Origin of the sequence: Salegentibacter maritimus (assembly GCF_016236975.1) — a bacterium.
In the GTDB taxonomy this organism is placed as follows: Bacteria; Bacteroidota; Bacteroidia; order Flavobacteriales; family Flavobacteriaceae; genus Salegentibacter; species Salegentibacter maritimus.
In genome coordinates this window covers 1-326 of the sequence record NZ_JAEHNY010000040.1, presented here as the reverse complement: position 1 = coordinate 326, position 326 = coordinate 1, and the positions used below count along the sequence as shown (strand labels likewise).

The 326-nt window shown below is 43.3% G+C and carries 1 pseudogene; it reads left to right on the top strand.

The annotated features are described in order from the left end of the window. Window positions 1-326, top strand: a pseudogene (locus I6U50_RS15800) (hypothetical protein); the annotation flags it as partial.

Sequence of the window (326 nt, the reverse complement as noted above, 5' to 3'; positions counted from 1 at the left end):
CGCTAGACGGTGCAACCGAGGTTAGCATCAGTGAAAATATTAGCTGGGATGCTGTACCAAATGCCGATGGATATTATATAAATATCGGGACAACTGCTGGAGGAAATGACCTGGTAAATAATACCAATCTTACAACAACAAGTTATAGCCATACAACCGACTTCCCTGAAAATACCACAATCTATGTTTCGGTTACTCCTTATAATGCTATTGGCAATGCCACAGGATGTCCAGAAATAAGTTTTACCACAGAGAGCTTCGCAAATCCGAGCGTTCCGGATTGTACTACAATTACCAGTCCGCTAGACGGTGCAACCGAGGTTAGC